Below are 19,779 nucleotides of genomic sequence, written 5' to 3' on the forward strand. Positions count from 1 at the left end.
CACAAGCTCGCTTTCAGACGGCCTTTACCGCCCCATCCACACACCAGCCTATGCGCCAAACCATCTTCATCGCCGACTTGCACCTTTCCGACGACACACCGGAACTCAACCGCCTGTTTCTGCAATCCCTCAACCGCTGGCAGGGCAAGGTGGACGCACTCTATATCTTGGGCGACTTATTCGAAGTATGGCTCGGCGACGACATCCTGAGCGACATCGCCGTTCAGACGGCCTCGGCATTAAAAACCTTCAGCCAAACCGCACCGGTGTACTTCATCTGCGGCAACCGCGATTTTCTGCTCGGCCGACGCTACGCCGCCCAAGCAGGCATCACACTACTGCCCGACAACCACATCGCCGAACTCTACGGCACCCGCTACCTGATTACCCACGGCGACGAAATGTGTACCGACGACGTTTCCTACCAACGCTTCCGCCGCATCATCCGCCAGCCGTGGCTGAAAAAACTGCTGCTCGCCCTGCCCCAAAACCGCCGCCGCACCATCGCCGACCGCCTGCGCGCCGCCAGCAAACACAAGAAACAGCAAATGGGGCAAACCGCCCTTTCCGACGTGACCGAACACGGCGTTCAGACGGCCTTAAACCGCTACCCCCAAGCCCGAGCCATCATCCACGGCCACACCCACAGACCGAACATCCACCAACACACCCGCCACGGCCAAACCGTTACCCGCTATGTATTGCCCGATTGGCACGGCGTGCGCGGCGGTTATTTGGCTGTAACGGAAAACGGGGCGGAGATAAAGCCCTTAGAGGCCGTCTGAAAACTACCGCAACAAAATGTAGGGCGGGCATCCTTGCCCGACATCCAACCGCCCGCAGCCCTCACAAATTCACCCGCAAAGCCCGCATCCGCCCGCCATCTAAACCACCACAAACAAGCAAAACACAAATCAGACATCCCAACATGCCGTCTGAAAACCACCATAAATCATCACACCGCGTGACGCGGTATCCCAGCCCGACATCCAACCGCCCGCAGCCCTCACAAATCCACCCGCAAAGCCCGCATCCGCCCGCCAAAATATAGTACACTGCCGGCACTTCTTTTTTTCCGGCCACCCATGTCTATCCTTATCCCCACCAACCGCGGCCATAAACTTGAATGGCGCAGCGAAAGCACCCAAAAACCGCCCGCACAAACCGTTTACAGCGGCGAAACCAACGCAGCCGCCGTGCTGGCCGCCGCCCGCGACAACACCGCCACCGTTTGGACAGGCGATTATCACAACGCCAAACAAGTGTTGGCCGCCATGAAAAAACGCCTGCGCAAGCCCAACAGCAAACCGAATACCGATATTCAGACGGCCTTTCACAGCCACCGCATGCGCCAATCGCAAAACAGCCGTCTGCTCAATATGTTAGCCGTGGAAATCGGCGCAGACTTTTCCCTCGATTTGCCGCGTGCTCCCGATGTTTCCGAAGCACTTGCCGACGTTTACGGCACGCCGGACGGCCAACCGTTTTTGCTGCCGCTCAACCGCTTGCTCGGCTACATCGGCGCCCACGAATGGCACAAAAAAGGCGTGTTCGTACCCGCGCTCAATGCCCGCATTCATGTTCCTTTCGGCGTCTTTTCCCCCTTGCGCGGCGAATATCTCGATTTAATCGCCCAAGCACCGCTGCCGTCTGAATGCCGAACCGCGTTCGATATCGGCACCGGTTCCGGCGTGATTGCCGCCCTACTCGCCCGCCGCGGCATCCCCGACATTACCGCCACCGACACCAACCCCCGCGCCATAGCGTGCGCCCAAGCCAATATCGAACGCCTCGACTTCTCGGCAAACATCCGCATCGAAACCACCGACTTATTCCCGCAAGGCAAGGCCGACCTCATCGTGTGCAACCCGCCGTGGCTGCCCGCCAAACCCACTTCCGCCATCGAAGCCGCGCTCTACGACCCTGGCCACGCCATGCTCAAAGGCTTTCTCAACGGCGTGCGCGGCCATCTGAATGCCGGCGGCGAAGCATGGCTGATTATGTCGGACTTAGCCGAGCATCTGCATCTGCGTTCTCCCGATTTTCTGGCCGAATGTTTTCAGACGGCCTCACTGCAAGTGGTCGATATCCTCAGCACCCGCCCCACCCACCGCAAAGCCGATGATGAAGCCGACCCGCTGGCCTTCGCCCGCAGCCGCGAAACCACGTTTCTCTACCGTTTGAAAGCGGCGTAAACATCATCGGCACAGGGTATTTGAATGAATATAAAAAATAAATTACTATCCCCTACGTAAAAGCCCTGTCTCAGGCCGTCTGAACCTTCCTTACCCTACCCCTCAGGAAACCGACATGAATCTCAAAAACCGCCATTTTCTGAAACTGCTGGACTTTACCCCCGAAGAAATCCAATACCTTCTCGACCTTTCCGCCGAATTGAAAGCCGCCAAAAAAAGCGGCCGGGAACAACAAAAACTGAAAGGCAAGAATATCGCGCTGATTTTTGAAAAAACCTCCACCCGTACCCGCTGCGCCTTTGAAGTCGCCGCTTACGACCAAGGAGCGTCGGTTACCTATCTCGAGCCGGGCGGCAGCCAAATCGGCCACAAAGAAAGCATCAAAGACACCGCCCGCGTGCTCGGCCGCATGTACGACGCCATCGAATACCGCGGCTTCAGCCAACAAACCATCGAAGAGCTGGCCAAATATGCCGGCGTACCCGTGTTCAACGGCCTCACCGACGAATTTCACCCCACCCAAATCCTCGCCGACATGCTGACCATGCGCGAACATTGCAGCAAACCGCTGAAAGAAATCGCATTTGCCTACATGGGCGACGCCCGCTTCAACATGGGCAATTCCCTGCTGCTCGGCGGCGCCGTATTGGGCATGGACGTGTGCATCGGCGCCCCCCGCGACCTGTGGCCGTCTGAAGAATTGATCGAACGCGCCCGCCGCATCGCCCAAAACAGCGGCGCCCGCATCACGCTTACCGAAGACCCGAAAGAAGCCGTCAAAGGCGCAGACTACATCCACACCGACGTATGGGTTTCGATGGGCGAACCTGAAAGCGTGTGGAAAGAGCGCATCGAGCTGCTGACCCCGTATCAAGTCAATGCCCAACTGATGGCCGCCGCAGGCAACCCCAACGTCAAATTCATGCACTGTCTGCCCGCCTTCCACAACCGCGAAACCAAAGTCGGCGAATGGATTTACCAAGCCTTCGGCATGAACGGAGTGGAAGTTACCGAAGAAGTATTCGAAAGCCCTGCTTCCGTCGTGTTCGACCAAGCGGAAAACCGCATGCACACCATTAAAGCCGTTTTGGTGGCGCTGTTATCCTAAGCATTTGATTTCGCTTTTATTTGCAAACACGCCCTCACCGGCAACCATTTACCGGAAAGCAGCAGGTATAAACCGCACCGCCAAAGTGATAAAATCCCCGCACTTTCCATTTTCCATTCCCATGAAAAGGATTCAAAACATGGCTACTGTATTGATCGTTCCCGTATCCGCCCATTCAGACGGCTGGGCCGTTACCCAAGCCGTTGCCGCCGCCCTGCCCAACGCGACGGCGTCACGTGCACTCGATGAAACCGGCGAAGCCGAAGTCATGCTCTGCTCCGGCCGCTGCGACGACTGGCTGGATATGCTGGTTGCCCGCGTTTCCCGCTTAGACGCCGAAAACGTCGTGATCAAAGGAATCAAACCCGATGCAGAACGCGTATTCCTGTCAACCCGAAACATCGAGCTGGCCTTGTCGCTCGACGCCAACGTCGTGTTCTCCCTCGTTGCCAACGGCAACTCACTCGAGCAACTGACCGGACAACTGAACATTGCCAAACAAGCCTATGCCACCGCCCCCGGCGTATTGGCAGGCTTCGTATTGGACGGCGAAGATGCCGGCATGGGCGCCGCGCTTACCGAAAAAACCGGCTTGGCCTACCTCGGCTCTACCGACAATCTTTGCAACACCGATTTGCTGCTGAAAAAAACCGGCCGCATGTCGCCCGCGCAATTCCGCGTCAACATGATGGAATCCGCCCGCAAAGCCAACAAACGCATCGTGTTGCCCGAAGGCGCAGAACCCCGCACCGTACAAGCCGCGGCTATCTGTCATGAAAAAGGCATCGCCCGCTGCGTATTGCTGGCTCCGCGTGCCGAAGTAGAAGCCGTAGCCAAAGAGCGCCACATCACCCTGCCCGATTCTTTAGAAATCATTGATCCGGCCACATTGATCGAACAATACGTCGAGCCGATGTGCGAACTGCGCAAGAGCAAAGGCTTAACACCCGAACAAGCCCGCGAGCAGCTGCAAGATACCGTTGTGCTCGGCACCATGATGATGGCGCAAAACCATGTAGACGGCCTCGTATCCGGCGCAGTACACACCACCGCCAACACCATCCGCCCCGCCCTGCAACTGATCAAAACCGCCCCCGGTGCCAGCTTGGTATCCAGCGTATTCTTCATGCTGCTGCCCAACCAAGTGCTGGTTTACGGCGACTGCGCAGTCAACCCCGAACCGACCGCCGAGCAACTGGCCGACATCGCCATCCAATCGGCCGATTCCGCCAAAGCCTTCGGCATCCCGCCTAAAGTAGCCATGATTTCCTACTCTACCGGCACTTCCGGCGCCGGCCCCGCCGTAGAAAAAGTCGCCCAAGCTACCGCCCTCGTGCGCGAAAAACGCCCCGATATCGACGTAGACGGCCCGCTGCAATACGACGCCGCCACCGTACCAAGCGTAGCCAAATCCAAAGCACCCGACAGCAAAGTAGCCGGCCAAGCCACCGTATTGGTGTTCCCCGACCTCAACACCGGCAACTGCACCTACAAAGCCGTACAGCGCAACGCCAACGTATTAAGCGTAGGCCCCGTGCTGCAAGGCCTGCGCAAACCGGTAAACGACCTGTCGCGCGGCGCATTGGTAGACGACATCGTTTACACCATCGCCCTGACAGCCATCCAAGCCGTACAGATGGGTGAATAAACTGTTTTCACTTTAAAAAGCCAAAAGGCCGTCTGAAAATATTTTCAGACGGCCTTTTGATTTAGAGCTGATATAGATTAGCAATCATTCATGAATAATAACTGCTATGAAAGAAACTACTGGATGTGTAAATTCGGTTTCAACTTTGGATCACTAAAGCAACAGTGAAAAATTCTACGACTTTCGTAAATATTAATATTTAGAACTAATCTACTTCAATCCCTTGCTTATATATTGACATTTTTGTGTTAATTTTTCATTAACTGTCCAACCATTTGTCCAAGAAAAGTAATAACCAATTTTCCCACAACAAGCTAGCCGAGAAATGCCTTCAATTGCATTGGTACACTTTTCCCCATTCACAAAAGAAGAGTTCGGTTGTAACGTTTTCTTTTGATTTTCTCTAAGAAACTTAAAATCATTTTCTTCAATTACATCCAGACCATCAATTCCATAATCAAGAAAACTATTAACGTTATTGTTGTACTCTATAAAATTATCTTTCAGCAGCACTCTCTGTCCTAGCAAGGGCGCTGCGTCAGAATCATAAAATAATCGGCTACTTCCATTTATTCTTGCTAAAACGTTTCCATCTTTTAAAATAAATATTTCATCAGAATTTGAATACAGTATCCTATATCCATTGACTTCAACTACTTTTGCATTTGTGCTGATAGCTTTGATTCCATCATCAGACAACAAATTAAAAATTTCGTTAAAATCCTGCCCCAAACTTTCTTGCAGAGTTGTTTCATTCAACAAATTACTATCTTGAATCATTACTGAACTTTCATGATGAACGCATGAAGACAATATGAAAGAAAATATGATAAAAAACAATAAATTTTTCATTATAAAAATCTTTTACTCATCACAATAAGTATTAATTATTTCAAATAAAATATGCATCCTCAAACAACTAACTCCAAACTATTATTTAATAATAATCTAAGAAAGCCCTATTTCTTACACATTCACAAACAATTTGCCTCAGCTCTTTCAACAATTTCCCATTGACCATTTTTTCTCTTTATTTTAACTCTATATTGAGGATAACCATTTTTTAAATTCCCATCATATAAACTTATACCATCAATATCATTATTTGAATTAAAAAACACATGGACTCTATTGGCATTACAAGTAACAGAACCTTTGTCAGAGTTTTTTTGTGATATAGATAAATTTACCATATGATTTAGATCGTTATCTGTCATTGTCAACGTAATCGGATTTTTAACATTTGTGACTGCAATTGTAGAGCCTATTCTAAAGTTCTCAGAATTTCCTACTTTTACCTTCCAATTTTTGTACGCGTAATAACTATCTTTATATATATATGGATTGTTTTCATTTTTATCTTCATTAATGTACTTTTTATCTTGGGGTGAATATATAAAACTCTCACCAAAAATATTTGTTGTTAAAGAAAAATAAAAAAATATTATCGTTAGCAATACTGAAGTGAAACTAATAAAAAAATATCTTATAAACATTTCATTTACTCTCCAATTAAATTCAATAATTACATACAGTTATTTTTTCTTAAAATTTGAGCTGCTTTTTCCTGATTTTTTTCTAAAATTAAAGCATCTTGAGCTTCAGAAGCCACATCTTCTTTTCCTGATTTTCTACATTTACCAATTTTATGCCTTAAATAAAACTCCTCTCCTGCATTAGCATAATGAGGAGCATTTTCCGGATCCAACAAACTTAATTGAGCATTCACCCCAACACTAAGAACACCTGCTGTCGCTGATAAAGCTGTTGGCTTGGCTTTTGTTGCTATATTAGGAGTTGGAACAGTTGCCTGAGCAGAAACGATATTAGTAGTGTTATTTACAAATAACCCTGCTAATTTATCTCTCACCGTTCCATCAACTGTTCTATTAAACATATAACCACAAAAATTATCCTCACTAGCAGTTGGAATGGGATCCCCCCATTTCCACAAACCTAAGATATCCGCCCATCTTTGTATATTGGGTGCAAATTGGTATAAGTTATCCCCCCCCCCCATCAACCCAATCGGATCCTGCTGCGTAAACCTCCCGCAGTGTGGATCGTAATAACGGAAGAAGTTGTAATGCAGACCCGTCTCTGCATCCGCGTACTGGTTCTGTAACCTGAACGGCTGATGCACGCCTTCTTTCAGATTCGTACTCTCTGCATTATTTAGTTTACCTCAACCGCTGTATTCTCCGCGCCAAACGATGTTGCCTTCCTCGTCCGTCAGTTCACGCGGAATGCCGATTTGGTCGTTGTGGTAGTACAGAATCTGTCTGTCGGCTTTGCTGCCGTCCCGGTTGACCGTCTGAACGATTTGTGCCAACGGTTCGTAGCTTCCCTGTTCGGTATAAACGTAAGTATAGGTCGCTTTATCGCCGTATTCCTGTAGCAGGCGGCTGCCTTCCCATAGGAAACGGGTTTCCGTTTGGTTGTGGACGTTCCGTTTGCTGCCCCTTCTGCCTAAGGCGTCGTAGCGGTAGTGCCAGTGTTCAGACGGCCTGTCTGTTCAATAATGGCTTTTATCCATAGCTAGCCAGCATCTTAACGATATTTAGCTGTTAGAGAAAAGCTATTTGAAATTATAGGGTTGATGTTATACTAGATTAATTCGCGCAGCGTTTGGTACTAACCTTTAAGGTATAAATCGGTAAGGTATTTATCCTGCTTAACCATATTTTTAGACCTATTTAAACTTCAGGCAGGCACTTGAAAAACATGCCTGCCTGAAAATAAACGATAGAGGGAATAAAGTAGATTATTTGACTGTAATCTCCTAAGAAGAGCTTCTCTCTAATCTTTTTAATTTTTTGATATATTCTTTTACGCGATCTTCATCAATAGGTATCTCAGGATAACCTTCACTATAAATGTGTATCAACATTTGATACGATGAGACATCTTCCTGCGCTGCTGCTTTCTCAAACCATTTTACTGCTTCTTTTATGTTTTTTTCTAGGATAATTTTTTCTCCTTTAAAGCCATAAAAATAAAATTCTCCCATGTTTCTTTGCGCAGAAAACTCACCATTTTCAGCACTCTTCTTATACCAATAAAACTGCTTATCTTTGCTATAAAATGGATATTTTTTATTTTCATTCTTGCCTAAGAAATCAGCTAGAATAGCTTGAGAATATGCATTATTAGATTCTGCTGCTTTTGTCAGCCAATATACAGATTGAGTATAGTCAGGTTTGGTATTTGGTAAATCATCAAAAGAATAAAGAATACCTAAAACTAATTGAACGTAAATTACACCGTTTTCAGCATAAGGTTTAAGGCATGAAACCACCTCATCCCTATTAGATTTTTCTTTGCAAGATTCGACAAGTAAATAGTTATTTTTACACATTTTTTTCTTGCGCTGTGCGACAAAACTCTTTTTGGTAGGTATTGTTATAATATTCATCTTGCTTCAATTTATTATGGATATCAAAACAACCACTAACCATACAACTTACAATAAAGACCGTTAACTTAGAAATCATAAGACTGATCCAATCTTCCTTTAAACAAACCATTGCGTACTCTATCTTTTATTCCTCCTGGTCGATCCATTACACTTTCTTTCATGCTATTTTGAGCCCCAAAGATAATTTTTTCAGTATCCAAATTATATTTACCGCTTACGGAATTTAGAAAATCTCTGAGCTCTCCCTCTTTTATACATGAATCAACTCCCATCGGATCTCCCCGGCCGTTTTTACCACATCTACTGAATTTTCCATTTTGCTCTGCTTTTTCTAAATCTTTCAGGAAATCGTTTGTTTCCTCACAATTTAATCCAAGCTTAACCCCCTTGCCCTTGCCTAAATATTCCACACCTTTAAGAATAGTTCCTGGTGCTTCATGTGCAACTTTAGCTAGCTTTGATCCTTTTGTAATTATCGATAAACCGTGTTTATTTGCTGCATCAATACCATCCTTCATTGAGTATTGGTAACCAAATGCTTCAACTAAACATCTACTTCCTTGTAAATTGTATCCTGTAGCTGTTGCTTTCGCAGTAATATCTAATCCTAAAGCATCTACCGCCATAAAAATGTTGTAGAAATAAGTATATAAATTATCCCCACCAGCCAACCCAATCGGATCCTGCTGCGTAAACCGCCCACAGTGCGGATCATAATAACGGAAGAAGTTGTAATGCAGCCCCGTCTCTCTATCCGCATACTGGTTCTGCAATCGGAACGGCTGATGCACGTCTTCTTTCAGGTTTGCATTCTCCGCATTATTCAGTTTACCCCAACCGCTGTATTCTCCACACCAAACGATGTTGCCTTCCCCATCCGTCAGTTCGTGCGGAATGCCGATTTGGTCGTTGTGGTAGTACAGAATCTGTCTGTCGGTTTTGCTGCCGTCCCGGTTGGCCGTCTGAACGATTTGTGCCAACGGTTCGTAGCTCCCCTGCTCGGTATAAACGTAAGTATAGGTCGCTTTATCGCTGTATTCCTGTAACAGGCGGCTGCCTTCCCATAGGAAACGGGTTTCTCTTTGGTTGTGGGCGTTCTGTTTGCTGACCCTTCTGCCTAAGGCATCGTAGCGGTAGTGCCAGTGTTCAGACGGCCTGCCTGTCTGTTCGATACGCGCTTCGGTTAACTGGTTGTCGGCATCGTAACGGTAATACTGGCTTTCGCCCGTTGCGTCGTTGTGGCGTTCGCTCAGGTTGCCTAATTGATCATATACGTAGCGGATGCCGTTGTAGTCGGTCAGGCGGTTGCCGGTAACTTTGACACCGTCGCCGCTGATGTTGTGGGCGGGGTCGAAGGCGAAGCGTTCGTCGCCGGCACGGGTAATGCGGCCCAGCGGGTCGTAGGCGTAGTCTTTATTGCCGTGGTGTTGGTCTTCGGTTTGAACCAGATTACCGCCAGCGTCGTAATGATAACGGCGTTTGATCAGGCCTTTCAGCTCGGTGGCTTTGCCGCTAGATACTTCGAGTTGTACCAGTTGTTCTTTCAGACGGCCTAAGGGGTCTGAAATCAGGCGGGTGTGTAATTTGCCGGCGCTTCTGGATACGGGGCGGTGCAGGTCGTCGCGCTCGATATCGGTAATGGTGTCGCCGTCGAGATTGATGTGGTGCAGGTGGCCGCTGCCGTAGTAGAGGTAGTTGAGGGTTTCGCCCGTCGGCAGGATGGTTTGGGTGCGGTTGCCGAGGATGTCGTAACGGTATTCGGTCACCAACGGAATACCGTCTTGGGTACGGGACGTGATGATGCCCGGCTGTATCGGTTCGCCCAGTGTTTGATATTGTTCTTTGACTAGCAGGCCGTCTGAATTGTAGCTGAGGCGCAAGTCGCTGTGGACGTTGTAGGCGCGGGTCAGACGGTTGAGTTTGTCGTAGAAGTAGCGGCTGCTGTCGCTGTGGGTACTGTCGGTATGGTGGCTGTCTTTTTGGGTAATGCGGCCGAGGCGGTCGCGGTGGTAAACGGTGGTTTGCAGCAGCTCGCGGCGGTGGTTGCCGAAGCGGTGGGTTTGGCCGTAGCGGTTTTCTTGTATATGTTATATGCAGCTTATTTGTCTTGTTTATTTTTTAAGATATTTAATTCTTGTACACCAAGTTTTTTAATTAATTTTATGTTTTGAACGCGGTTTGACAATCTCAAAATTTTTTCACTATAAATACTTTCAGAAATATCTCCGTCACTATTCTCAAGTAGCACGAGACCTGCTACATCGGTATTAGCATCTCGGGTATCTCTTACTACATATTTATAAATAAAATAGTTCCCTTCGGGGAAGCTAATAATTAGATGTTTTTTTTGTGCAAGACATTGTGGAAACCCATTATTTCCTTCGCCATAAATAATAAAATTGGCAGGTTTAGAGACCACAATACAAGCCGGATTATAAGTATCACCATCATAGCCATATTTATTTACAGTCATTAATTTTACTACTACAGGCATAGATTTTGATTGATAAATTTGAATTGGAAACCTATCAGAAATTGAAACAATTTCCATGTTTTTAGGCAAAGTGTTTAATAAATCCTTAACTAGCAATAAATTACTTGAAGAAAGATTTTGGTTTTCTACAAACGAATCAAGTGATATAGGTGTGTTTTGGGTAAATCCATAGCTCATTTTAATAAATAGGATTATAGCTACAACCAATTTTTTCATTTTAATCTACTTTCTGCAAATGATATCCAATATGACAAAGGCTTTCCGTATCTTTTTTTAGTTAGTTTTACTTTGTTACGTAAATTTAAAAACTGTTTATATCCTTTTTTTGCTTCTTCTAAATTTTTATTCACCCCTTTTCTATTTGTATTCGGATCATGCCAAATTCCCCAAGCAAGGCAATTCTCAGCATTTGAAAAAGCTGCGCTATCCTCTAATTGAAAGTTATCAAATTTATATTTATTGTTTTTTGTATTTTTTTTACAAGAATGAATATTTAAAGCATACGCTCCCCTCTTTAAATAGGACAACCTGTCATTGAATCCATTGAAGCCACCATTGACCACTACACTGATTTTTATTAAATCATTTTCATCTGCAAATTTATTCAAATTAGTTCTTAAAGGATTACCTAATGACCAATACCATCCTGCAGAATTTGAAGCCAATTTTGGCTTCGCTAATAGATATTTATTTTGCCCCAATAAATCCATTCTTATATGCTTACCATAACTTTCATATCCATCTCTAAAGGTTAATTGAATCAAACCTCTCCCTTTATATCCTCCATATGCCTTATCTTCAGTAGTACCTTTAGGTAATATTTCTTCTGTATATTTTAAAGAAGCAGATTCATGTCCTATTTGAGCCAAAAAATGTATTTTTTCTATACAAGATAATATTCCATACTCCGCCATTGTTTGATTCAACAAAGGTAGATATTCAATTATTTTATCTATCTTTTGTGAAGTAAATATCATCTTTAATTCTTTTAAAGTAAGATCTCTATTACAGAAACAAATTTCATTTGGTATTGCTTTCTCTTCTGGTTTTCCATTTTCTGCGCTCCTCATCTTATCTAACTTAGGCTTTTTAGGTGGCTCTTGCTGTTTTGGCAACTGTGGCGCAGGTTCTTTTTTTGCCTCCGGAACGGTTTGCAGATTATCTTGAATAGGAGGTTGTGTAGGTTCAGGAGCTTTACTTTTTTTATCTTTTTTTTCTTCCAATTCAAGTAATACTTTATGTAAAGCATCTGCTTCAATACTTGGCATGACCTCTTTATTTGCCAACGATTGTTTTAATGGCCTTTTAGCGCCTCTCGGCAACAATAAAGCATCTCCAACTTCTAAAGGAGCATCATCCTGAAGATTATTGACTAATCGAATTAATACGGCTTCGGTTTCACACTTCTCAGCGATACTCTCCCAAGTGTCCCCAGCCTGAACTTCATAAAAAGCTTGTCTATACTCAGCCGGTTCATTATTGTTATTTTCAGTCTCTCTCAAGTCTACTTCATATATCGTTGGTGCTTTCACGGGTTGGGTTACTACATTTTCTTGCCATAAAAATGTTTGGGATGCAAAAGCAGATTCTTGAGTTTGACCCTTCCCCCAAAAGCGTAACCATATTTTTTTATTTTTTATTAAATCAGAACGAAAAACTCCACGACCTTGACTGTCAGCTATACCATCCTGCAAAACTTGGAAATAATGCATAATTTGGAAATGGCATCCAGCCATAGGATTATTCTCTGCATCTAGAAACTCAATACGGTAATTAGCCATTTAATTTCCTTAATCTTCTTTCCCAGCTAATAAAGTGGCATATCCTGCAAATATTTTTACAGTTTCAGCCTTATCGGAATAAATTCTTTGCGTGCGGCCCATTTTGTCTAACACCCCTTGTTGTACTTGTCTGTCTTTATTACCGATAACAACATAGTTTATAGACTCTCCCAAAGATGCTCCGAAGATGTCGTATAAATCTAATCGGTTACTAAACGTCTGCAATGGAGGTATATTGTGTAAAGGGAACGACACACTACTCGGCCCCATCACCTGAAACCCCGCACACTTCACCCACACCATCTTCGGACAGCCCAACTCGATATTGCCGTCTTTAATCTTGATGTACGCCCCGCCGCTGGTGAGCAGGATTTCGTCTTTTGCCGCCACGGTCACTTTGCCCGCGCTGCTGGTGATGGTGGCGTCTTTGAGGGCATTAATCTGCATCTCGTCGTTCTGCGCCTGTATCTCCACCTTGCCCTGATTGGCCTGCAGTTTCGCGCCGCTGCTTTGGGCAAACAGGTTGACGCTCTCTACCGCATGGGCGGTGAAGTTTTGGCCGGCGCTGATGTCGGTGTCGCCGCCGCTAATGTGGTGGATGTGTTGGCCGGCGGTGTGCAGTTGGCTTTGCGGGGTGGCGGTAGCGATGCCGTCGGGGGCGGATTGGATGATGCCCGCGCGTTGCAGCTGTATGAGGCTGTCTTTCAGACGGCCTGCCTGTTCTTCGGCCTCGGTGGCTTCGTTTTTGGCGGTATGGGCGGCTTTGTTGAGGCTTTTGGCTAAGGAGATTGCCTGCTCGAGTTGGGCAATGGCGGCATCCATATCCAACACCTGACCCGCAGCCTGATTCTGGGCATCGGCACTGATGAATAAACCCTTACCCGCCCGTAATGCGCCCCAACTGTCGGTACGCAGCTCGAAGCCTTCGCCGTTGTCGCCGCGCTTCTGTCTTTGGCTGTCGACGATATGGCCGAGGTTGAGTTGGGTTTTACCGTATTCGGTCGCCAGTTTGATATGTTCCTGACCCTGTTTGTCTTCCATCCGCAGTTTGTTATTCGCCCAAGTACGGATGACGTTACGGGTGTTCCAGTCGGCAGGGACGTGGTCGGGGTGGGAGCTGTCGTGCATCACGCCGCTGATGTAGGGTCTGTCGGGATTACCCTGTACGAACGACAGCATCACTTCGGTGCCTTCGTGCAGCGGGAAGTGTTGGCCGTAGTCGGGGCCGGCATAGGGTTTGGCCAGACGGATGGGACGGCTTTCTCCGCCCGGGCTCCATTCGTCGAGGTCAAACGGCAGTTTGACGCGGTAACGGCCCATATTGTCGATATAGGCATAGGTGTAGTTGCCGGGGCTGGTGATTCTGGCGGGAAGGCTGCCCTGAATCTTGGGCAACGGGGTGATGCGTTCGGGGCGGAAGATGCTGTCGGCGGGAATGGCGGTAAAAGTATGGCTGTACGCTTGGTCGCGGCTGCCGCTGTGGGTAAGCGACACTACCAACCAGCCGTTGGGTGCTTCGCTGAAGCTTGGGGCCGTCTGAAACACTTGGCCGGGGCTGAGGGCGGTAATGTTGCCGCTGCCGGAAGCAACGATACGGCGACTGTGGTCGAGTTGTTGAAGTAAGGCCGTCTGAAGTTGGGCTTCTTCAGGTGTCTTTTGATGCAAACCCCAATGGCTGTCGCTGCCGAGTAAGACGCTGCTGTCGGTCTCCGTACCCTTAGCCGTTACTTGGGACGATAAGTCGGTATCGGCATCGCGGTAGTTGTAGTCACCGACGCGGATGGATTCGAGAATGGGGTTGTGTTTTACCTGTAAGGCAAACACCGTTTCCCGGCCGATGCTCTCCAATCCGCCGTGGGGGCGGTAGGCATACGGCAGACGGTTGTCACGAAAATAATGGGCGGCATCGTCACCGAATACCGCCACCTCGCCATATTGGGCATTCTGCTCGAAGGCGTACCAGATGCCTTCTTCTTCGCACAACCGGTTGAGAAAGGCGAAGTCGGATTCCTGATACTGGGTCACATACTCGCGCACACCGTATTCGCGTGAGGTATTGAAACGGAAATCGACGCCGGAGAAGCCGTGGTGTTTCAGCAGTGCGGCAATGATGTCGGGAACGTTTTGGTTTTGAAACAGACGGGAAGTGCGGTGATGCTTCAATGCGGCAATGCGCGGTTCCAATACCATGCGGTAGCGGGTCTCGTCGGCCGATACCGACAGCTTCTCGCAGGAAGTGATGATGCCGCTCCATTCCTTCAACGCTTGGGGCGCGATCATTCCTTCGATCAGTCCCAACGCATCAGAGCTTACCGGCGTCACCGTAAACTTGGCCGCTTGGTTGATGTACGACGACAGCGGCAAATCGGCATCGGCGCAGGTCAGTTCGATGTCGAGACGGTAGGCTGTATTCAATGCTTCGGTGGCGGTGAAGGAGACGACGGAGAGGGAGGGACTGAAGCGGGAGAAGGTGAGGTGGTAGGATTGGGTTTGGGTCATCGCGGGTGTTCCAAAACTGTATTCAAAGTATCGGGATTGAAGATATATGCTTTGGCAATATAGCAGAATGGACATCTTTGCCCAATATGGGTATGACAAAAGGCCGTCTGAAATTTCAGACGGCCTTGGGGTGCTAAGAATCACTAAGCTTTATTTTTAGAGGTTATGCCTATCAAATTAGGTAATATTTTCTTTTATAGATTGTTTTTAAATAAAAATTCAAATTACATTTACATGTTGCAAAAGTGCTACTTCCAAGCATTTAAACACTACTTTAAACCCACTTCCCTCAAATTAATCAGGACGCTCTCCATGATTACATGAACTCATGTAAAGCTTTCCCCTCTCCCTACCCTGCCTATTTTCTAATCGAAATCCTACCAAAGCCTGCTCACACTTGATAACCATTCTTAAATAGCCTATAATGTTACATTATAACATTTAATGGAGCTTGTTTTATGAAACCCAATCTGCACCCCGAAGACTACCGCACTGTATTGTTTTTCGACAGCGGCGCCAATGAAGGCTGGTTGATCCGTTCCTGCGCCAATACGCACGGCAAAACGATGAAGTGGCACGACGGCAATGAATATCCTGTGTTTATGTTGGATACTTCTTCCGCTTCCCATCCGGTTTATACCGGCAAGCAACGTGCCTATAACACCGAAGGCCGTGCGAGCAAATTCAACCAACGTTACCAATCCATGATGAACTCTTTCAGAAAGGATAAATGATGCAAGTTTTATCTTCTTTAAAGTCCGCCAAAAAACGCCATCGCGACTGCCAAATCGTGCGGCGCAAAGGCAGAGTTTACGTGATTTGCAAGAGCAATCCGCGCTTCAAGGCACGCCAACGCTGATTTCATTCCGTTCATTCAAGTTGACAGACTTAGTCAGGCTGCTTTCACAGGCAGCCGTTTTTTTATTGATGCAGCACGCCCAATCATCTTCAAACATAGCGGACTTCCCGCCCAATGCCTCCAGCCGTCTGAAAATAAAGCTGCTAAAATAACGCATTCATTTTTTCAGACGGCCTCACCCCCTCCCGATACATCTATTCGATAAAAGGATTGCTCACCATGAACCGCAACGAACAGCTCTTCAACCGTGCCAAAAACATCATCCCCGGCGGAGTCAATTCGCCCGTGCGCGCATTCGGCAGCGTCGGCGGCGTGCCGCGCTTCATCAAAAAAGCACAAGGGGCGTATGTGTGGGACGAAAACGATACCCGCTATATCGACTATGTAGGCTCGTGGGGGCCCGCGATTGTCGGTCACGCCCATCCCGAAGTGATTGAAGCCGTGCGCGAAGCGGCATTGGGCGGTTTGTCGTTCGGCGCGCCCACCGAAGCCGAAATCGTGATTGCCGAAGAAATCGCCAAACTCGTGCCCAGCGTGGAACAGGTGCGCCTTGTCAGCTCCGGCACCGAAGCCACCATGAGTGCCATCCGCTTGGCTCGCGGTTTTACCCAACGCGACAAAATCATCAAGTTTGAAGGCTGCTACCACGGCCATTCCGACAGCCTGCTGGTTAAAGCGGGCAGCGGCCTGCTCACGTTCGGCAATCCCAGCTCCGCCGGCGTGCCCGCAGATTTCACCCAACACACGCTGGTTTTGGAATACAACAACGTCGCCCAACTCGAAGAAACCTTCTCCCAAATCGGCAACGAAATCGCCTGCGTGATTCTCGAACCGTTTGCCGGCAACATGAACTTGGTGAGGCCGTCTGAAAACTTCATCAAAGCCCTGCGTTCGCTTACCGAACAACACGGCGCGGTGCTGATTTACGACGAAGTGATGACCGGCTTCCGCGTGGCATTGGGCGGCGCGCAATCGCTGCACGGCATCAAACCCGACTTAACCACCATGGGCAAAGTGATCGGCGGCGGCATGCCGTTGGCGGCGTTCGGCGGCCGCAAAGACATCATGGCCTGCATCTCCCCACTCGGCGGCGTGTATCAGGCAGGCACATTGTCGGGCAACCCCGTGGCCGTGGCCGCCGGTTTGAAAACCCTCGAAATCATCCAGCGCGAAGGCTTCTACGAAAACCTCGCCAAGCTCACCGAACAACTGGTTAAAGGTTTTCAGACGGCCTCGAAAGAAGCCGGCGTTACCTTCAGCGCCGATTACGTCGGCGGCATGTTCGGCCTTTACTTTGCCGACAGCACGCCGCAAAGCTATGCCGACATGACCCGCTCCAACATCGAAGATTTCAAACGCTTCTTCCACGGCATGCTCGAGCGCGGTGTGGCGTTCGGCCCCTCGGCCTACGAAGCCTGCTTCATGTCTGCCGCGCATACGCCCGAGTTGGTGGAAGCAACCGTTGCCACGGCCAAAGAAGTGTTTGTCGAGATGGCTAAATAAACTGTTTGGCTTTAAATAGAAATGCAGAGGCCGTCTGAAATTTTCAGACGGCCTCATATAAAAAAGCACTCTTTATCAGAGTGCTTTTTGCATGACCAAAACTTATTTCTTTTCTTTCGGCATTTGCGATACCAAAGATAAGTTCACATCCAAGCCTTCAATTTGGAAGTGCGGACGCGCGTACAAGCGAACTTTGAAGAAACCCGGATTATCTTCGATATCTTCCACAATCACTTTGGCTTCTCTCAGCGGATGGGTAGCTTGCAGCTCATCGCTCGGATCAGTCATTTCAGTAACCAAACCGCTAATCCAAGTGTTCAACTCCAATTCGAGCATACGACGGTCTTTGGTTGTACCGATGTTTTCACGTTGGATCAATTTGAGGTAGTGAGCCAAACGCGACAGCAGGAATACATACGGCAGACGTGAGTTAATACGGCTGTTGGCAGTAGCTTCTTTGGTCTCATACAGAGCCGGTTTTTGTGCCGAGTTGGCAGAGAAGAAACAAGCGTAATCGCGGTTTTTATAGAACGACAAAGGTACAAAACCTAAGTTGGCAAACTCAAATTCACGCGTTTCGGGAATCAATACTTCGGTAGGAATTTTCACCTGATTACCGGTTCCCAAGTCGTACATGTGAATAGGCAGATCCTCAATCAGACCGCCTGCCTGCGGGCCGCGAATCTGAACACACCAGCCGTTGTTGATGAAGCTGCGCACCATATTGGCAGCAAACGCAAAAGAAGCATTGGCCCACAAATAGCGGTCGTGGTCGTTACCTTTAACTTGTTCTTCGTAATTAAAGCTGCGCACCGGCACAGTGTCGCTGCCGTAAGGAAGACGGGCAAGGAAACGCGGCAGGGTCAAACCGATATAGCGTGAATCTTCGCTTTCGCGGAAGCTCTTCCATTTAATGTATTCCGCACGGTCAACATAGCTGGCGATATCCTGAATCGCAGCCACTTCTTCCATATGTTCCTTACCGAAAAACTCCGCGCCAACCGAACCGATAAACGGCATGTGCGCAGAAGCGGAAACGCGGGAAATATTACGCAACAAGGCAATATCCTGAGGGTTTCGGCCAAATTCGTAGTTGGAAATAATCGCTCCGATAGGCTCGCCGCCCGGAGTATCGTATTCCATTGTGTAAGTGTGGCGGTACAAACCGCTTTGTGAGATTTCGGGCGCATCTTCGAAATCTTGTACCAAATCTTCTTTAGAGACATCCAAAATTTCGATTTTCACATTGCGGCGGAAATCTGTGCGATCCACCAAAAATTTCAAACCGCGCCAGCCGGATTCCACCTTTTGAAACTCTTCATTGTGAAGAATTTCATCCAATTGGCGGCTGATTTTCTCGTCTATTCTGGCAATGTGGTAATCCAATAAGCTGCGGTCAAGACGTTCTACTTTTTGAGAAGAATCTTGAACCATCTTTAAGAATACGTTTACAGCAGCTGCGATACGCTCATCGGCAGAAGATTCCGACATCTTTTCATTGCTTTGGAATTTCTCGATATCGATAACCGAATCAACAGCGTTTAAATTGATTTTTTGGCAAAGTGTTTCATAGATATTGCCACCTTTAGTGGTTTCAGCGTTTTCAACAACCGTTGTTTTGGCTTGCTGGACTTTTTGCATCTTCTTTTCCTTATTCAATATTCATTACGTTGTTGAAATTTATTTATCAACAGGAGCAATTTTTTCCAGCTCGTTACGCAATTCTTTAGACAAAGATTCATCTTTCAGAATGGTTTCCAATTCACGGCGGAAGCCGGCGTCATCCAACAAGTTGGATTTCAAATCGCGCAACAAATTACGCATGGCCAACAACGCACGCAATTCAGGAACGCTTCTGGCAATCTGCTCCGGGTGGAAGTCGTCCATAGATGAAAAGTTCAGATCAACGTTCAAATCGCTACCGTCGCCTGCCAAAGTATTTTTAACCGCAATATTCACTTTGGGATTGTAGTCGGCGAGTACCGAATCAAAGTTGTTTTTGTTGACATTAACCTTCTCGCGCTCGGCCAAAGGTCTGTGATCTTGTCCGTTGCTGTAATCACCTGCCACCAATAATTTTAGGGGCAGCTCTACCTTCTTTTGCGCTCCTCCCGTGTGCAAATCCAATTTAATGTTAATCCGCGCTGGCGGTACTTCGTTTTGAAAACTCTTGCTACTCATGATTGTTGCCATCCTAAAGACTGTTGTTTAAATCATACAAAGATAAAACCTTGTACACGTTTCAAAAAACCATACTGCGGCAATGAATCGACA

General features: G+C 47.5%; 18 protein-coding genes. 7 read left to right on the forward strand and 11 right to left on the reverse strand.

The window, feature by feature from the left end:
- The first annotated feature begins 50 nt into the window (after positions 1-50).
- The 4 genes from LVJ85_RS10645 (at position 51) to pta (ending at position 4,951) form a co-directional block, all read left to right on the forward strand.
- Positions 51-785 (forward strand): UDP-2,3-diacylglucosamine diphosphatase, encoded by a 735-nt coding sequence (locus tag LVJ85_RS10645; RefSeq protein ID WP_244739800.1) that lies wholly within the window; start codon positions 51-53, stop codon positions 783-785.
- A gap of 300 nt (positions 786-1,085) precedes the next feature.
- Positions 1,086-2,195: a class I SAM-dependent methyltransferase gene (locus tag LVJ85_RS10650; protein WP_244739801.1), complete on the forward strand. Its 1,110-nt coding sequence runs from the start codon at positions 1,086-1,088 to the stop codon at positions 2,193-2,195.
- A gap of 115 nt (positions 2,196-2,310) precedes the next feature.
- The gene (locus LVJ85_RS10655) at positions 2,311-3,303 is read left to right on the forward strand and encodes an ornithine carbamoyltransferase (RefSeq protein ID WP_244739802.1); all 993 of its coding nucleotides are present in this window, start codon (positions 2,311-2,313) and stop codon (positions 3,301-3,303) included.
- A gap of 139 nt (positions 3,304-3,442) precedes the next feature.
- On the forward strand, positions 3,443-4,951 hold the full coding sequence (gene pta, locus LVJ85_RS10660; protein WP_244739803.1) for a phosphate acetyltransferase: 1,509 nt from the start codon (positions 3,443-3,445) through the stop codon (positions 4,949-4,951).
- 210 nt (positions 4,952-5,161) lie between these two features.
- Here pta and LVJ85_RS10665 read toward each other — a convergent pair whose 3' ends face one another.
- The 9 genes from LVJ85_RS10665 to LVJ85_RS10705 form a co-directional block, all read right to left on the reverse strand.
- Positions 5,162-5,803: a hypothetical protein gene (locus LVJ85_RS10665; RefSeq protein WP_244739804.1), complete on the reverse strand. Its 642-nt coding sequence runs from the start codon at positions 5,801-5,803 to the stop codon at positions 5,162-5,164.
- A gap of 122 nt (positions 5,804-5,925) precedes the next feature.
- The gene (locus LVJ85_RS10670; protein WP_244739805.1) at positions 5,926-6,447 is read right to left on the reverse strand and encodes a hypothetical protein; all 522 of its coding nucleotides are present in this window, start codon (positions 6,445-6,447) and stop codon (positions 5,926-5,928) included.
- 29 nt (positions 6,448-6,476) lie between these two features.
- Positions 6,477-7,094 carry an RHS repeat-associated core domain-containing protein gene (locus tag LVJ85_RS10675; RefSeq protein WP_244739806.1) on the reverse strand — a complete coding sequence of 206 codons (618 nt, stop codon included), beginning with the start codon at positions 7,092-7,094 and terminating at the stop codon, positions 6,477-6,479.
- Positions 7,095-7,136: 42 nt separating this feature from the next.
- Positions 7,137-7,283, reverse strand: a complete 147-nt coding sequence (locus LVJ85_RS10680; protein WP_244739807.1) for an RHS domain-containing protein — start codon at positions 7,281-7,283, stop codon at positions 7,137-7,139.
- Positions 7,284-7,733: 450 nt separating this feature from the next.
- Positions 7,734-8,366, reverse strand: a complete 633-nt coding sequence (locus tag LVJ85_RS10685) for a tetratricopeptide repeat protein (protein ID WP_244739808.1) — start codon at positions 8,364-8,366, stop codon at positions 7,734-7,736.
- A 68-nt stretch (positions 8,367-8,434) separates the two neighbouring features.
- The gene (locus tag LVJ85_RS10690; protein ID WP_244739809.1) at positions 8,435-10,249 is read right to left on the reverse strand and encodes an RHS repeat-associated core domain-containing protein; all 1,815 of its coding nucleotides are present in this window, start codon (positions 10,247-10,249) and stop codon (positions 8,435-8,437) included.
- 218 nt (positions 10,250-10,467) lie between these two features.
- Positions 10,468-11,079 carry a hypothetical protein gene (locus tag LVJ85_RS10695; RefSeq protein WP_244739810.1) on the reverse strand — a complete coding sequence of 204 codons (612 nt, stop codon included), beginning with the start codon at positions 11,077-11,079 and terminating at the stop codon, positions 10,468-10,470.
- Positions 11,076-12,644: a LysM peptidoglycan-binding domain-containing protein gene (locus LVJ85_RS10700; RefSeq protein ID WP_244739811.1), complete on the reverse strand. Its 1,569-nt coding sequence runs from the start codon at positions 12,642-12,644 to the stop codon at positions 11,076-11,078. The genes LVJ85_RS10695 and LVJ85_RS10700 overlap by 4 nt, the downstream gene beginning before the upstream one ends.
- 9 nt (positions 12,645-12,653) lie before the next feature.
- Positions 12,654-15,143, reverse strand: coding sequence for a type VI secretion system Vgr family protein (locus tag LVJ85_RS10705; RefSeq protein ID WP_244739812.1), 2,490 nt, complete (start codon positions 15,141-15,143; stop codon positions 12,654-12,656).
- 458 nt (positions 15,144-15,601) lie between these two features.
- On the opposite strand from LVJ85_RS10705, the gene LVJ85_RS10710 reads away from it, so the two are divergent.
- From LVJ85_RS10710 to hemL, 3 genes are all read left to right on the forward strand, one after another.
- Complete coding sequence (locus tag LVJ85_RS10710; RefSeq protein WP_115134427.1) at positions 15,602-15,877, forward strand: type B 50S ribosomal protein L31; 276 nt, start codon at positions 15,602-15,604, stop codon at positions 15,875-15,877.
- Positions 15,877-16,002, forward strand: coding sequence for a type B 50S ribosomal protein L36 (gene ykgO / locus LVJ85_RS10715; protein ID WP_085364063.1), 126 nt, complete (start codon positions 15,877-15,879; stop codon positions 16,000-16,002). The genes LVJ85_RS10710 and ykgO overlap by 1 nt, the downstream gene beginning before the upstream one ends.
- Positions 16,003-16,221: 219 nt before the next feature.
- The gene (gene hemL, locus LVJ85_RS10720) at positions 16,222-17,505 is read left to right on the forward strand and encodes a glutamate-1-semialdehyde 2,1-aminomutase (protein ID WP_244739813.1); all 1,284 of its coding nucleotides are present in this window, start codon (positions 16,222-16,224) and stop codon (positions 17,503-17,505) included.
- A gap of 102 nt (positions 17,506-17,607) precedes the next feature.
- Here hemL and tssC read toward each other — a convergent pair whose 3' ends face one another.
- Entirely contained in the window at positions 17,608-19,146 is a 1,539-nt protein-coding gene (tssC, locus tag LVJ85_RS10725; protein ID WP_085364065.1) for a type VI secretion system contractile sheath large subunit, read from the reverse strand.
- Positions 19,147-19,185: 39 nt separating this feature from the next.
- A complete protein-coding gene (gene tssB, locus LVJ85_RS10730) occupies positions 19,186-19,686 on the reverse strand; it encodes a type VI secretion system contractile sheath small subunit (protein ID WP_085364066.1) in 501 nt (166 codons plus the stop codon).
- Positions 19,687-19,779: the final 93 nt, after the last annotated feature.

The sequence above is a fragment of the Neisseria sp. Dent CA1/247 genome, assembly GCF_022870825.1.
Lineage (GTDB): Bacteria > Pseudomonadota > Gammaproteobacteria > Burkholderiales > Neisseriaceae > Neisseria > Neisseria zoodegmatis.

What these genes read in the sequence shown, in the direction of transcription:
- LVJ85_RS10645 (WP_244739800.1), top strand. Translation starts at nt 51, where the DNA reads ATGCGCCAAACCATCTTCATCGCCGACTTGCACCTTTCCGACGACACA.
- LVJ85_RS10650 (WP_244739801.1), top strand. Translation starts at nt 1,086, where the DNA reads ATGTCTATCCTTATCCCCACCAACCGCGGCCATAAACTTGAATGGCGC.
- tssB (WP_085364066.1), bottom strand. Translation starts at nt 19,686, where the DNA reads ATGAGTAGCAAGAGTTTTCAAAACGAAGTACCGCCAGCGCGGATTAAC.
- LVJ85_RS10670 (WP_244739805.1), bottom strand. Translation starts at nt 6,447, where the DNA reads ATGTTTATAAGATATTTTTTTATTAGTTTCACTTCAGTATTGCTAACG.
- tssC (WP_085364065.1), bottom strand. Translation starts at nt 19,146, where the DNA reads ATGCAAAAAGTCCAGCAAGCCAAAACAACGGTTGTTGAAAACGCTGAA.
- LVJ85_RS10665 (WP_244739804.1), bottom strand. Translation starts at nt 5,803, where the DNA reads ATGAAAAATTTATTGTTTTTTATCATATTTTCTTTCATATTGTCTTCA.
- LVJ85_RS10685 (WP_244739808.1), bottom strand. Translation starts at nt 8,366, where the DNA reads ATGAATATTATAACAATACCTACCAAAAAGAGTTTTGTCGCACAGCGC.
- LVJ85_RS10705 (WP_244739812.1), bottom strand. Translation starts at nt 15,143, where the DNA reads ATGACCCAAACCCAATCCTACCACCTCACCTTCTCCCGCTTCAGTCCC.
- LVJ85_RS10700 (WP_244739811.1), bottom strand. Translation starts at nt 12,644, where the DNA reads ATGGCTAATTACCGTATTGAGTTTCTAGATGCAGAGAATAATCCTATG.
- LVJ85_RS10710 (WP_115134427.1), top strand. Translation starts at nt 15,602, where the DNA reads ATGAAACCCAATCTGCACCCCGAAGACTACCGCACTGTATTGTTTTTC.
- pta (WP_244739803.1), top strand. Translation starts at nt 3,443, where the DNA reads ATGGCTACTGTATTGATCGTTCCCGTATCCGCCCATTCAGACGGCTGG.
- LVJ85_RS10655 (WP_244739802.1), top strand. Translation starts at nt 2,311, where the DNA reads ATGAATCTCAAAAACCGCCATTTTCTGAAACTGCTGGACTTTACCCCC.
- LVJ85_RS10695 (WP_244739810.1), bottom strand. Translation starts at nt 11,079, where the DNA reads ATGAAAAAATTGGTTGTAGCTATAATCCTATTTATTAAAATGAGCTAT.
- ykgO (WP_085364063.1), top strand. Translation starts at nt 15,877, where the DNA reads ATGCAAGTTTTATCTTCTTTAAAGTCCGCCAAAAAACGCCATCGCGAC.
- hemL (WP_244739813.1), top strand. Translation starts at nt 16,222, where the DNA reads ATGAACCGCAACGAACAGCTCTTCAACCGTGCCAAAAACATCATCCCC.